Origin of the sequence: Nocardia sp. NPDC056064, assembly GCF_042266925.1 — a bacterium.
Classification (GTDB): domain Bacteria; phylum Actinomycetota; class Actinomycetes; order Mycobacteriales; family Mycobacteriaceae; genus Nocardia.
This window is the reverse complement of the sequence record NZ_JBHJWO010000005.1, coordinates 16,944-29,253: the sequence shown is the minus strand read 5'-3', so window position 1 is coordinate 29,253 and position 12,310 is coordinate 16,944. Positions and strand designations below refer to the sequence as shown.

Annotated in this window: 15 protein-coding genes; 7 read left to right on the top strand and 8 right to left on the bottom strand. The window is 70.2% G+C overall.

Features of this window, described 5'->3' with window-relative positions; translation table 11 throughout:
- Positions 1-11 precede the first annotated feature (11 nt).
- Together rph and rdgB are read left to right on the top strand one after the other, a co-directional pair.
- Positions 12-779 (top strand): ribonuclease PH, encoded by a 768-nt coding sequence (gene rph / locus ACFC06_RS28890; RefSeq protein ID WP_375938603.1) that lies wholly within the window; start codon positions 12-14, stop codon positions 777-779.
- A gap of 2 nt (positions 780-781) precedes the next feature.
- On the top strand, positions 782-1,387 hold the full coding sequence (rdgB, locus tag ACFC06_RS28885) for an RdgB/HAM1 family non-canonical purine NTP pyrophosphatase (protein WP_375938600.1): 606 nt from the start codon (positions 782-784) through the stop codon (positions 1,385-1,387).
- Positions 1,388-1,458: 71 nt separating this feature from the next.
- Here rdgB and ACFC06_RS28880 read toward each other — a convergent pair whose 3' ends face one another.
- The 5 genes from ACFC06_RS28880 to ACFC06_RS28860 form a co-directional block, all read right to left on the bottom strand.
- Positions 1,459-1,806 carry a DUF3817 domain-containing protein gene (locus ACFC06_RS28880; RefSeq protein ID WP_375938685.1) on the bottom strand — a complete coding sequence of 116 codons (348 nt, stop codon included), beginning with the start codon at positions 1,804-1,806 and terminating at the stop codon, positions 1,459-1,461.
- 26 nt (positions 1,807-1,832) lie between these two features.
- Positions 1,833-2,267, bottom strand: coding sequence for a transcriptional regulator (locus ACFC06_RS28875; protein WP_375938597.1), 435 nt, complete (start codon positions 2,265-2,267; stop codon positions 1,833-1,835).
- A gap of 50 nt (positions 2,268-2,317) precedes the next feature.
- A complete protein-coding gene (locus ACFC06_RS28870; RefSeq protein WP_375938594.1) occupies positions 2,318-3,193 on the bottom strand; it encodes an oxidoreductase in 876 nt (291 codons plus the stop codon).
- Between the two features lie 39 nt (positions 3,194-3,232).
- Positions 3,233-4,153, bottom strand: coding sequence for an RNA polymerase sigma factor RpoD/SigA (locus tag ACFC06_RS28865; RefSeq protein WP_375938591.1), 921 nt, complete (start codon positions 4,151-4,153; stop codon positions 3,233-3,235).
- 79 nt (positions 4,154-4,232) lie between these two features.
- A complete protein-coding gene (locus tag ACFC06_RS28860) occupies positions 4,233-4,466 on the bottom strand; it encodes a hypothetical protein (protein WP_375938588.1) in 234 nt (77 codons plus the stop codon).
- A 67-nt stretch (positions 4,467-4,533) separates the two neighbouring features.
- Here ACFC06_RS28860 and ACFC06_RS28855 point away from each other — a divergent pair, with 67 nt between their 5' ends.
- The 5 genes from ACFC06_RS28855 (at position 4,534) to ACFC06_RS28835 (ending at position 10,376) form a co-directional block, all read left to right on the top strand.
- Positions 4,534-5,163: a TetR/AcrR family transcriptional regulator gene (locus ACFC06_RS28855; protein WP_375938585.1), complete on the top strand. Its 630-nt coding sequence runs from the start codon at positions 4,534-4,536 to the stop codon at positions 5,161-5,163.
- 67 nt (positions 5,164-5,230) lie between these two features.
- Positions 5,231-7,261: an MDR family MFS transporter gene (locus ACFC06_RS28850; RefSeq protein WP_375938582.1), complete on the top strand. Its 2,031-nt coding sequence runs from the start codon at positions 5,231-5,233 to the stop codon at positions 7,259-7,261.
- Positions 7,262-7,285: 24 nt separating this feature from the next.
- Entirely contained in the window at positions 7,286-8,326 is a 1,041-nt protein-coding gene (locus ACFC06_RS28845) for a methyltransferase (RefSeq protein ID WP_375938579.1), read from the top strand.
- A 32-nt stretch (positions 8,327-8,358) separates the two neighbouring features.
- On the top strand, positions 8,359-9,000 hold the full coding sequence (locus ACFC06_RS28840; RefSeq protein ID WP_375938576.1) for a PadR family transcriptional regulator: 642 nt from the start codon (positions 8,359-8,361) through the stop codon (positions 8,998-9,000).
- Between the two features lie 167 nt (positions 9,001-9,167).
- Complete coding sequence (locus ACFC06_RS28835) at positions 9,168-10,376, top strand: FAD-dependent oxidoreductase (RefSeq protein WP_375938573.1); 1,209 nt, start codon at positions 9,168-9,170, stop codon at positions 10,374-10,376.
- 41 nt (positions 10,377-10,417) lie between these two features.
- On the opposite strand, the gene ACFC06_RS28830 is transcribed toward ACFC06_RS28835, so the two are convergent.
- Genes ACFC06_RS28830 through ACFC06_RS28820 form a run of 3 tightly spaced genes read right to left on the bottom strand, consistent with a single transcriptional unit; the run spans position 10,418 to position 12,209 of the window.
- Positions 10,418-11,137, bottom strand: a complete 720-nt coding sequence (locus ACFC06_RS28830) for a phosphatase PAP2 family protein (RefSeq protein ID WP_375938570.1) — start codon at positions 11,135-11,137, stop codon at positions 10,418-10,420.
- Between the two features lie 26 nt (positions 11,138-11,163).
- On the bottom strand, positions 11,164-11,388 hold the full coding sequence (locus ACFC06_RS28825; protein WP_375938567.1) for a hypothetical protein: 225 nt from the start codon (positions 11,386-11,388) through the stop codon (positions 11,164-11,166).
- A gap of 35 nt (positions 11,389-11,423) precedes the next feature.
- Positions 11,424-12,209 (bottom strand): HNH endonuclease family protein, encoded by a 786-nt coding sequence (locus ACFC06_RS28820; RefSeq protein ID WP_375938564.1) that lies wholly within the window; start codon positions 12,207-12,209, stop codon positions 11,424-11,426.
- Positions 12,210-12,310: the final 101 nt, after the last annotated feature.

Below are 12,310 nucleotides of genomic sequence, written 5' to 3'. Positions count from 1 at the left end.
ACACTATCCGCGTGTCGAGACGAGCCGATGGCAGAGCGGATGACGAACTCCGCGAAGTGAAGATCACCCGGGGATTCACCTCGCACCCGGCGGGGTCGGTGCTGGTGGAATTCGGGCAGACGCGGGTGATGTGCACCGCGAGCGTCACCGAGGGGGTGCCGCCGTGGCGCCGCGATTCCGGCCTGGGCTGGCTGACCGCCGAGTACGCCATGCTGCCCGCCGCCACCCACACCCGCAGCGGCCGCGAGTCGGTCAAGGGCAAGGTGGGTGGCCGCACCCAGGAGATCAGCAGGCTGATCGGGCGTTCGCTGCGGGCCTGTATCGACCTGGCCGCGCTGGGTGAGAACACCATCGCCCTGGACTGCGACGTGCTCCAGGCCGACGGCGGCACCCGCACCGCCGCCATCACCGGCGCCTACGTGGCCCTGCACGACGCGGTGACCTACCTGGCCGCCGCGGGCAAACTGGCCGACCCGCAACCGATCTCGTGCATGATCGCCGCGGTGAGCGTGGGCGTGGTGGACGGCCGGGTGCGCCTGGACCTGCCCTACGAGGAGGACTCGCGCGCCGAGGTCGACATGAACGTCGTGGCCACCGACACCGGCACCCTGGTCGAGATCCAGGGCACCGGCGAGGGCGCCACCTTCCCGCGCTCCACCCTGGACAAGCTGCTCGATTCGGCCCTGGCCGGTTGTGAGCAGCTGTTCGCGGTGCAGAAGGAAGCCCTGGCCCTGCCGTACCCGGGCGCGCTGCCCGAGCCCACCGCCACGAAGAAGTAGCCGTGGCCGTGCGTGTGCTGGTGGCCAGCCGAAATGCCAAGAAGCTGAAGGAACTGCGCCGCATCCTCGACGAGGCGGGCGTGGCCGGGATCGAACTGGTGAGCCTGGCCGACGTACCGCCCTACGAGGAGGCGCCCGAGACCGGCGCCACCTTCGAGGAGAACGCGATCGCCAAGGCCCGCGACGGTGCCGTGGCGACCGGATTGCCCTGTGTGGCCGACGATTCCGGTATCGAGGTGGACGCGCTCAACGGCATGCCGGGCGTGCTGTCGGCGCGCTGGTCGGGCACCCACGGTGACGACGCGGCCAACAACGCCCTGCTGCTGGGCCAGCTCGGTGATGTCCCCGACGAGCGGCGCGGCGCCGCGTTCGTGTCCACCTGCGCGCTGGTACTGCCCGACGGCACCACGACCGTGGTCCGTGGGGAATGGCCGGGCAGCATCGCGCGCGCCCCGCGCGGTGAGGGTGGCTTCGGCTACGACCCGCTGTTCCTGCCCGAGGGTGGTTCCGGTTCGGCCGCCGAGCTGACCCCTGCCGAGAAGGACGCCGTGTCCCATCGCGGCCGGGCGCTGACCCAGCTCATTCCCGCCCTGGCTGCTCTCGCCTGAGATTCCCGAGCCGCCTACACGGCAGAACGCCGCCGCTCCCGGAAGGGGCGGCGGCGTTCGTCGTCCGAAGATCAGAGGCTGTACTGGTTCTTCACGTCGTTGGCATTGCGGTGCTCGACGAAGAAGGACAGGAACGGGATCGTGCCCGCGATGAGGGTGCCGACGGTCCGGCCGATCGGCCAGCGCACCTTGACCGCGAGATCGGCGGTGACGAGCAGGTAGGCGAAGTACACCCAGCCGTGCACGACCGCGATCCAGCTCGGGGTGTCGACGTCGAAGCCGTACTTGGCGACCATCTCGAAGGTGAGCAGCAGCAGCCACAGGCCGGTGACCCAGGCCAGCACCCGGTAGCGCAGCAGCGCCGAGGCGATCTTGGCGCTGCTCGCGCCGCCCGCCGGTGCGCCGGGGTCCTTGTCCAGCGACGGGGCGGTGGTGTTGTTGTCGGTCACCCGGCGTTCCTCTCTGGGGCGTGCAGACCGGCCGAGCGGACCTGCGCGTCGATGTCGCTGGCATGCAAGTGCGCCAGGTACTGGTTGTAGGCGACCGTCTCCGGGTCGTCGGCCGACGCGGCGGTGGGCCGCTCGGGCAGGATGCCCGCGGGGATCTCGCGCGGAGCCTGCGCCTTACGCGGGCGCGGGCGCTCGTCGGCGGGCGCTTCGGCCTCGCGTTCGAGCCGCACGAACCGCACGTAGGCGAATACCGCGAAGGCCGCGAACAGCGGCCACTGCAGGGCGTAGCCGAGGTTCTGGCCGGTACCCGAGGACGATTCGAACCGCTCCCACTGCCACCACGCCAGCGCGAGGCAGCCCAGCGCGACGACGACGACCAGCGCGATGAGGGCCGGTCGGTTGTGCGCCGGGCGGGGCGAAGAAGCGGACACGCGCTCCACGGTACCCGCCTACTACAGGGTGCGTAGGACCAGGTCGGGCCTCAGAACTTGTAGGTGATGCCGGTCATCCGCTCGGATTCCTCCCACAGCCTGCGCTGCAGTTCGCGATCGCGGGAGATGGCGCTCGACGGGCACGCCTCGACCGGGCCCTGCGACTGCATCCACCTGTTGGGTCCCCAGTAGACGGTGGGGTCGGCGGCCGGTTCGGTCGCGGCGAAGAGGGTGGAGTGCGCGGCCCGGTGCGGCGGGTGGCCGACGAGCTTGATGAACGGCTTGCTCACCCGGTCCAGCGGGGTCTCGGTGCGGGCGAACAGGTCGGTCGCCGAGACGCCGGGGTGCACGGCGTAGGACTTCTTGGCCGAGCCCGCCTCGGTGAGCCTGCGCTGCAGTTCGCGGCCGAACATGAGATTGGCCAGCTTGGCCTGGGCGTAGGCGAGATTGCGCTGGTAGCGGCGGTTCTCGTAGTTGAGGTCGTCGATCCAGAGCTTGGGTGTCTGCTTGTGGGCGATGGAGGCCAGGGTCACCACCCGGTCGCCGATGCGGTCCAGCAGCAGGGCGGTGAGCGCGAAGTGGCCCAGGTGGTTGACGCCGAACTGGGTCTCGAAGCCGTCGGCGGTGCGCGAGAACGGGACGTTCATCAGGCCGGCGTTGTTGATCAGGACGTCGAAGTCGCCCTGCTGCTCGGCGAAGGCGCGCACGGAAGCCAGGTCGGCCAGGTCGAGCGCGGCCACGCGGACGTCACCGGGGATGGACTCGGCGATCGGCTGGGCCTTGGCCGCGTTGCGGCAGGCCATGATCACGGTGGCGCCCTTGCCCGCCAGTACCCGGGTGGTCTCGGTACCGAGGCCGCCGTTGGCCCCGGTGATCACGAACGTGCGCCCGCTCTGGTCCGCGATGTCGGTTGGTTTCCATGCCATGCACCGACCTTACTCCGGAGTAAGATAGGAGGGAAGGGGTCAGCCGAGCAGGCCGGCCAGCGCGCCCGCGCAGCTGGGCCTGCGCAGCTTGGTCATCGCCTTGGCCTCGATCTGCCTGGCTCGTTCCCGCGACACCCCGAGCTCGGACCCTACCTCCTCCAGCGTGCGCGCCTCCCCGCGATCGAGCCCGAAGCGCAGCCGGATGACGGCGGATTCGCGCTCGGTGAGTCCCGTCATCGCGGCCTCGACATAGCCGCGCAGCATCTGCCCGGCGACCACGTCGGCCGGGGCGGGCGCGGTGTCGGGCAGCAGCGCGCCCAGCTCGGCGTCCTCGCCGATCGGCGCGTGCAGCGACACCGGTTCGGCCTCGAGCCGCAGCATCGTCTCCACCTGGGCGACGCCGATCTCCGCGGCCGCCGCCAGCTCCTCGACGGTGGCGGGCCTGCCGAGCTGCTGGGCCAGCTCGCGGCGCACCTTGATCACCCGGTGCAGCACATCGGCGACGTTCGAGGGCAACCGGATGGTGCGGCCCTGATCGGTGAGCGCGCGCCCGATCGACTGCCGGATCCAGTAGGTCGCGTAGGTCGAGAGCTTGAGCCCGCGCTCGTGATCGAACTTCTCCACCGCGCGGATCAGGCCGAGCGTGCCCTCCTGGATGAGATCCAGCAGCGACATGCCGGTGTTGGTGGGGAAGCGCCGCGCGATGGAGACGACCAGGCGCAGATTCGCTCGCACCATCTGGTCCTTGGCGCGCAGACCCGCCCGTTCGGCGCGGTGCAGCTCGACGCGCCGCTCGGCGGTGGGTTCGATGCCCGCGGCCGCGTCGGCGTCGAGCTCGGCGCGCGCCGCGGCCCCGGCGGCGATGCGGGCGGCCAGCGCGTACTCCTGCTCGGGGGTGAGCAGGGGAGTGCGGGCGATCGCGGTGAGGTAGTCGCGGACGGAATCGGCGGTGACGTTCAAGGGAGCTCCGTTCGATACGGCGAGATCGTGGTGGGCCGGAGGGCGGGCGGGGCCGTGGACGCCCCGCCCGCCGGGTTGCTCAGCGCCCCGGAATCCGCAGCGGGCGGCGCACGGCCGTCGACCTGGTCTGTGCCCCGCGGATGACCTGGCCCGCGTTCCGGCGGCGTGCGCCAGGGAACTGTGGGGTGGCCGGGTGGGGGCGTTCCGTGGTGAGCGGTGCGCGGACGGTGGCGTCGAGCGAATCTCGCAGTGTCGTGTATCGGGCCATATCGGCTGCTCCTTCGTCGATGGTGCGGGTGGCGGCGACGAACACAAACTTAGACTCGACCTAAAAATATGTCAAGAACAATTTTGGGACGAGTTCAGCTACGCTGGTCGGCATGACCACACAGGGGCTCCGGGCCAGGAAGAAACAGCAGACCAAGGAGCAGATCTCGCACCGGGCGACCGAGCTGTTCCTCGAGCGCGGGTTCGACAAGGTGACCATCGCCGAGATCGCCGCGGCCGCCGATGTCGCCAAGATGACCGTCACCAACTACTTCCCGCGCAAGGAGGACCTCGCGCTCGACCTGGGCCCGGTCTTCACCGGCCAGCTCGCCGCCGTCGTCCGCGATCGGGCGCCGGGGGAGTCCGCGCTGGCCGCGCTGCGCACCGCCTACCTCGCCGCCGTCGAGGCCCAGGACCCGGTGATCGGTTTCAGCGGCAAGCCGTTCGCGACGATGATCACCGACAGTCCCGCGCTGGTGGCGCGCCTGCGCGAGTTCCACGAGGTCCGCGAGGCGGCGCTGGCGCAGGCGCTCGCCGAGGACACCGGCGCCGCCGCCGACGACATCACCCCCCGCGTCGCCGCATCGCAGCTCGCGGGCGTGCAGCGGGTGCTGTTCGAGGAGATCCTGCGCCGGTTGCTGGCCGGCGAATCCGGCGACGACATCGCCGCGGCCCTGCGCGGCTACGCGCACACCGCCTTCGACGCGCTCGAACCCGGCCTCGGGTCCTACGCCGTGCGTTGAGATCTCGACCTGATTGCTGCCGTGTCACTGGACTCCGCGACCACGGGGGGAAGCCCATACTGGGGCAATGCCGGAGGGTGTTGCTGTAGCCGATCCCGTCGAGCCGATGAGCCGGGCCAAGATCAATGTCATCTTCGCGACGGTGGTGCTCGGCATGCTCATGGCCGCACTCGACCAGACCATCGTCTCGGCGGCACTGCCCAGCATCGTGGCCGATCTCGGCAGCGCCGGGCACATGGCGTGGGTGGTCACGGCGTATCTGCTGGCCGAGGCGGTGGCGACCGCCCTGGCAGGCAAACTCGGTGACCTGTTCGGCCGCAAACTGCTCTTCCAGATCAGCGCGATCATCTTCATCGCCGGCTCGGCGCTGGCCGGGCTCGCCAACGGCATGGTGGTGCTGGTGATCGCGCGCGGCATCCAGGGCGTGGGCGCGGGCGGGCTCATGGTCACCTCGATGGCGCTCATCGCCGACACCATTCCGCTGCGCGAACGCGGCAAGTACCAGGGCGCGCTCGGCGCGGTGTTCGGCGTGACCACCGTCGTCGGGCCCACGCTGGGCGGGCTGTTCACCGACCACGCGAGCTGGCGGTGGTGCTTCTACGTCAATGTGCCGATCGCGATCGTCATGGTGCTGATGGCCGCGCGCACACTGCCGCGGCTCAAAGCCGTGCAGCGGCCCGTGGTCGACTACCTCGGTATCGGCCTGATCGCGCTGGGTGTCTCGGCGCTGATCCTGGGGCTCGAGTTCGGCGGCAACGAGTTCGACTGGCTGTCCTGGCAGATCATCGGGTTGTTCGTGCTCGCCGTGGTACTCATCTACTTCTTCATCAGGGTGGAGCAGCGCGCCGCCGATCCGATGCTGCCGATGCGGTTGTTCCGCAGCCGGGTGTTCACGGTGTCCTCGGTGCTCAGTTTCATCGTCGGCTTCGCCATGCTCGGCTCGATGACCTACCTGCCCGCCTACCTGCAATACGTCGACGGGGCCTCGGCCACCGAATCCGGCGTGCGCACCTTGCCGCTGGTCGTCGGCCTGTTCGTCACCTCGGTGTTCTCCGGGCAGGTGGTCGGGCGCACCGGGCAGTACCGGTACTTCCCGATCGTGGGCATGGCGGTGATGGCGATCGGGCTGTGGCTGATGTCGACGATGGGCCGCGACACCAGCGCCTGGCTGGAATCGCTGTACATGCTGATCCTCGGCTGCGGGCTCGGCCTGTCGATGCAGGTGCTCACCATCGTCGTGCAGAACACCGTGCCCTACGCCGACCTGGGCACCGCCACCTCCGGGGTCACCTTCTTCCGCACGCTGGGCAGCGCGTTCGGCACCGCGGTGTTCGGCACGCTCTACTCGAATCAGAGCCAGGCCGCGCTCGCCGAGGCGATGCGGGAGGCGCCCGGGGTGCCGCCCAACGCGGTGGCCGACCCGAAGGCGCTGCGTGAGCTGCCGCTGGACCAGGCCAGGCCGATCATCGACGCCTACGCGAACTCGATCGACTACGTCTTCCGCTGGGTGGTGCCGGTGGCGCTGATCGGGTTCGTGGTGGCCTGGTTCCTGCCGCAGGTGCGATTACGCGACAGCGCCCGCCACGGCGCGGGTGATGTCGGCGAGGGGTTCTCGGTGCCCGATTCGCCCGACCGGATCGTCCAGCTGGAACGCTCGGTGGCCACCACGGTGCGCCGCGCCAGGGCGAAGGGACCTATCATGCCGCAGATCGTGGCCGCCTCGGGCAGCTCGCTGGCCCCCGACACCGCCTGGGGCCTCGCCCAGATCTATCTCGCGGACAAACAGGGCCATCCCGCCGCCGCGCACGCCATCGCCTACCGGCACCGCGTCCCCGTCGAAATCCTGCTGCCCGTCTTCCGCAATGCCGTCGACGAGGGGCTGCTCGCCGATGACGGCGGCACCCTCACCCTCACCGAATCCGGCACCGCCGAGGTCGGCAAACTCCGCGCGGGCTGGCGCCGCTGGCTCGGCGACCGCCTCGACGACTGGAACTCCGACGACCCCGCCGACCGCGCCCTGCTCGACCAGGCCCTCACCGACATCGCCGCCAAACTCCTCGACCAGGGCGCCGACGACGACCTCACCGTCAAGACCTGACCCGCCGTGCCACAGTGGATTCCCGTGGCACACAACGACGACGACGCCCAGACCCTCCGGCGAATGGCGAGCCTGGCGACCCCCATGGCCCTGCGGGTCGCGGTGACCCTCGGCCTCCCCGGCCGCCTCGCCGACCACCCGGCCGCCGCGGCCGCCCTGGCCACCGAACTCGACGCCGACCCGGTCGCCCTCGAACTCCTGCTCGCCCACCTCGCGACCCTGGGCATCGTGGAACAGACCGCGGCGGGCTATCGAACGACCGCGTTCGGCGCGCATCTCGGCACCGGTGACGCCTTCACGAACATCCTGCTGCGGCTGGACTCCGCGGCCGGGCGCGCGGAGCTGGCCTTCGTCGAACTCGCGCACAGCATCAGCACCGGTCAGGCGGCCTATCCGCGCCGCTACGGCCAGGACTTCTGGGCCGATCTCGCCGAATCCACCGAGCTGCGGACGTCTTTCGACCAGCAGATGGGCTTGCGGTTCCGCGATCAGGCCCCGCGGATCGCCACCGGGTTCGACTGGTCACGCTTCGCCACGCTCGTGGATGTCGGCGGCGGCCGTGGTGACTTGCTCGCGGCGATCCTGCACGCGCACCCGGACATCCGCGGCCACCTGGTCGACCTCGCCCCCACCGCGACCGCGGCTCGCGAGCTGTTCGCGGCCCGCGGGCTGGCCGGGCGCGCACACGTGAGCGCGCAGAGCTTCTTCGACCCGCTGCCCGCCGGGGCCGACGCCTACCTGCTCTCCGACATCCTGCACGACTGGGACGACCACCACGCCGACCGGATTCTGGCCCGCTGCGCCGAGGCCGCCGGGACGACGGGCCGGGTGCTGGTGGTGGAGCCGGTCGGCGGTCAGCGGGCGATGAGCGAGATGGATCTGGCCATGCTCGTCATCTATGGGGGACGGGAGCGGCGGATCGAGGAATTCCAGGCGCTGGCCGCCGCGCACGGGCTGGTTCTCGACGCGGTGGCGGACCTGACCGAACAGCGCTGCCTGCTGGAATTCCGGCCCGGCGTTCCTGATAACCCCGCTGGACACTCCTTGCCCGGCGATTACTCGTAGACGTATATTCGTAGACGAGTAAGGAGGTGGCTGTGGCGGGCAAGCGCAAGGTGAACAACCTGCTGGCGCTGGCGGTGCTGTCGGTGATCGTGCAGCGGCCGATGCATCGCTACGAGATCGCGGCGACGCTGCGGGCCCACGGCAAGGACCGGGACATGGACATCAAGTGGGGTTCGCTCTACACGGTGGTCCAGAACATGGCCAAGGCCGGATTCCTCGAGGTGGTGGGCAGCGAGCGGGAGGGGGCGCGCCCCGAACGGGTGATCTACCGGATCACCGACGCCGGACGGGCCGAGATGGCCGACTGGACCCGGGACCTGCTCGCGCGGCCGGAACCCGAACACCACCGGTTCACCGCGGGCCTGTCGATCCTGGCGGTCCTGCCGCCCGACGAGGTGATCGCCCTGCTCGGCACCCGGATCGACACGCTGACCCGGACCATCGAGACCACGCGGAACGACCTCACCGCGCTGACCGGCACCCTGCCCCGGCTGTTCGTCGTCGAATCCGAATACGGCCTGGCGATGCTGGAAGCCGAACGCGCCTGGGCGGATTCCCTGCGTGAGGAACTGCGCAGCGGCACCTTCGACGGCCTCGACGCCTGGCGGCAGTGGCACGCCGACGGCATGCCCACCGACCGGATTCCCGCACTCGGCGAAAGGGGGAGCGACTAGCGGCGCCCCGAACAGACACCGGACCCGATGGTGTGCGGCAACACCCCACCGGGCCCGGCGAAACCGTCCCGACACCGTGCTCGCACGGAGAACCCACGCGCACCCGGCCTCGAGGCAGGCAACCACAGGATAACCGGGTGACGCGGACACAGATCTGGAGATCACCCATGTCCCGAACCCGTACCGCGCTCATCATCGGCGGTGGCATCGCCGGACCCGTCACCGCCGCCGCGCTGCACCGCGCGGGCATCGACGCCCACGTCTACGAGGCCTATTCCGGCCCGTCCGACGGCATCGGCTCCGGCCTCGCCCTGGCACCCAACGGCCTGGCGGCCCTCGACCTGCTCGGCGCGGGCGAGGCCGTGCGCGCCATCGCCCTGCCCTGCGCGCACATGCGCCTGGCCGTCGGCGGCCGCGAACACGAACTGCCGATGCTCGCCGACCAGCCACCACTGCAGGTCGTCGACCGCGGTGAACTGCACCGCGCCCTGCACGACCACGCCGTCGCTGCCGGTGTGCCGTTCACCTACGACAAGCGCCTGACCCACGTCGAGGAACACCCCGACGGCGTCACCGCGCACTTCGCCGACGGCACCACCGCCACCGCCGACCTCCTCGTCGGCGCCGACGGCATCCGCTCCACCGTGCGCACTCTCATCGACCCCGAGGCCCCCGGGCCCGACTACACCGGCATGCTCGGCTTCGGCGCCCAGATCGACTGCGAGCCGGCCCTGCCCGACGACACCATGGTCTTCGCCTTCGGCGCCAAGGCGTACTACCTGTACTGGAAGCACGCCGACGGCCGCGTCACCTGGGGTGCGAACCTGCCCAGCGCGCAGTACTACTCGCTGACCGAGGCCCGCGCCGTCCCGGCCGAGCACTGGCTGCGCGTCCTGCGCGAGACCTACGCCCCCGACACCCCCGGCGGCGAATTCGCCCGCCGCACCACCGCCGCGAACCTGGAGATCACCGGCGCGCTGCACATCATGCCGCCGGTCCCGCACTGGTATCGCGACCGGCTGGTCCTGGTCGGCGACGCGGTGCACGCCCCGTCCAACAGCTCCGGTCAGGGCGCCTCGCTGGCCATCGAGAGCGCCGTGCAACTGGCCCGCTGCCTGCGCGACCTCGACACCCCCACCGAGGCTTTCGCCGCCTACGAACGACTGCGCCGCACCCGCGTCGAGGACATCACCGCCCGCGCGGCCAGGATCAACCACAGCAAGACCCCGGGCCCGCTCGCCCGCAAGATCATGAACGCGCTCATGCCGCTGATGGTCCGCACGGTGATGAACCCGGAGAAGACCATGGGCGCCGAACGCCGCTACCGCATCGACTGGGACGCCCCGGTCCAGCGCGAACCGGCCGCTACCAGCTGATCCGTCCGCTGCCCGGCACCGACCCGCCGGGCAGCGGGTACCTAACGATCAGCCGGTGCGGGTATCGGCTCGACCGCCGCCCGCTCGGCCCGCACCACGGTGAACACCGTGACACACACCGCCAGCCAGATCAGCCCGATCGTCCACCCCGCCAGCACATCGCTGAGCCAGTGCACGCCCAGATAGACCCGCGACAATCCCACCGCGACCGGGAACAGCACCGCGAGCACGGTCGCGACGACGCGCACCCACTGCCGCCGCAGCCGGGGGATCAGCGTGATGGCCACGATGCCGACCACCACCGTGCTGCCCAGGGTGTGTCCGGACGGGTACGACAGGCTCGGTTCGTAGACCAGCCTGCTCAGCTCCGGCGGACGATTCCTGCCCACGAGCTGCTTGATCACCACGACGAGCAGGCCCGCACCGAGCGAGGTGACCGCGACCAGCACCGCGCACGCCCAGTGCCGCTGCCACAGCAGCCAGCACACGGTGATCGTGGCGAGCACCGTCATCGACAGGGTGTCGCCGAGATCGGTGATCACCCGGGCCACCGAGGTGAGGGGTTCGCCGCGGTGCGCGATCATCCAGTCGAGGACGCGCGCGTCCAGCCGGGTGACGGCGGCGCCGCTGTCGACCTGCCAGGTCAGCACCGCGACCACCACCGCGGCGGCCGCGATCAACGCGGCGGTGAGTGGCAGGCGGCGGCCCAGCGCGGACCAGGCGATCTCATCGGGCGGGGGACGTCGAGAGGCGATCGGCATAACTACCAGATTGCCAGCTCCCGCGATCAGGCCTCGAAAACGACGGTGTTGCCCGCCACGTCGCGCGTGCCCGCGACCTTCTTGATCGCCTTCACCAGGTCGGCGACGGTGTCCCAGGTGCGTGGGGGTTCGGCCTCGATATTGCCGATCGTGTACCAGGTGTCGGTACCCCGATAGCGGACGAGACCTCTACCGGTGTCGTCGAGCATGACATCGAGCTCGCCCGACACCGTCCCTTCCTCTTCGGTCATGACGGCGCTCTCGGCGGTGATCTCGATGGACTCGCTTATTTGAACTCTCCTCGACGGACGCAGTCGTCGACTGCGGTGCGCAACGCGGTGTGCTCGGCGGTATCAACGGTCAACGCGTATTTTATCTTCACCTTGACGTAGTGCTCGACATAGGCGCACCGGAAATTGCCCGGCGGCAGGTAGTTCGCCGGGTCCTGGTCACCCTTGGAGCGGTTGGCCGAGGGGTCGGCGGCGACGAGGTTGAGCGAGTCGTTGGCGATGCGGCGGCGGGTGTCCTCGTCGCGGTCGGCCGCGCCGGAGCGCCACGCTTCGGCCAGCGCCACAATGTGTTCGGCGTCGACCTTGGACGGGTCGGTGATGAACTTGTACGGGCCGAGCTGGCCGGTCTTCTTGTCGATGAAGCCGTAGTGGTCCTGCCAGCCCGCGCCCGCGGGGATGTTCAGCTCGCAGGTCTTGGGGTCGAGGGTGACCTTGCCGGTGGCGTCACGCAGCATCATCACTTCGCGGCTGGTGCATTTGGTGTACTGGGCGAGGTCGCCGCCGAAGCCGTGCTCGGGCTTGTTGGTGTCCCAGTGCGGGAACTTCTCCCGGGTGTAGCCGGTCATCGGGCCCTCTTTCGCCACGACCAGCTTGGCGACCAGATCCCCGATCTCCTTGCCCGACACCGTCGCCGCGCCCGCCGAGCCGGGGCCGGGCACGGTGGGACTCACCTTGTCCAGCAACGTGTTCGCGACTGTGAGCGCGATGGCGAAGATCGCCGCCGCGGCCAGCGCCAGCACCGCCTTGCCGATCGGAGAGCCGCTGATCGAGGACCATTTCATGCCCGTACCACCCACATGCTTCGTCGAGAGATGAACCGGCACAACCTATCGGCCGTACCCGGTGGAGTCGAGCGCGACGCGCGCGCCTCGATAGCGTTCGC

Bases quoted from the DNA above. Each gene is read 5' to 3' on its own strand.
- ACFC06_RS28870 (WP_375938594.1), bottom strand. From the start codon at position 3,193: ATGGCATGGAAACCAACCGACATCGCGGACCAGAGCGGGCGCACGTTC.
- ACFC06_RS28855 (WP_375938585.1), top strand. From the start codon at position 4,534: ATGACCACACAGGGGCTCCGGGCCAGGAAGAAACAGCAGACCAAGGAG.
- ACFC06_RS28850 (WP_375938582.1), top strand. From the start codon at position 5,231: ATGCCGGAGGGTGTTGCTGTAGCCGATCCCGTCGAGCCGATGAGCCGG.
- ACFC06_RS28835 (WP_375938573.1), top strand. From the start codon at position 9,168: ATGTCCCGAACCCGTACCGCGCTCATCATCGGCGGTGGCATCGCCGGA.
- ACFC06_RS28830 (WP_375938570.1), bottom strand. From the start codon at position 11,137: ATGCCGATCGCCTCTCGACGTCCCCCGCCCGATGAGATCGCCTGGTCC.
- ACFC06_RS28825 (WP_375938567.1), bottom strand. From the start codon at position 11,388: ATGACCGAAGAGGAAGGGACGGTGTCGGGCGAGCTCGATGTCATGCTC.
- ACFC06_RS28820 (WP_375938564.1), bottom strand. From the start codon at position 12,209: ATGAAATGGTCCTCGATCAGCGGCTCTCCGATCGGCAAGGCGGTGCTG.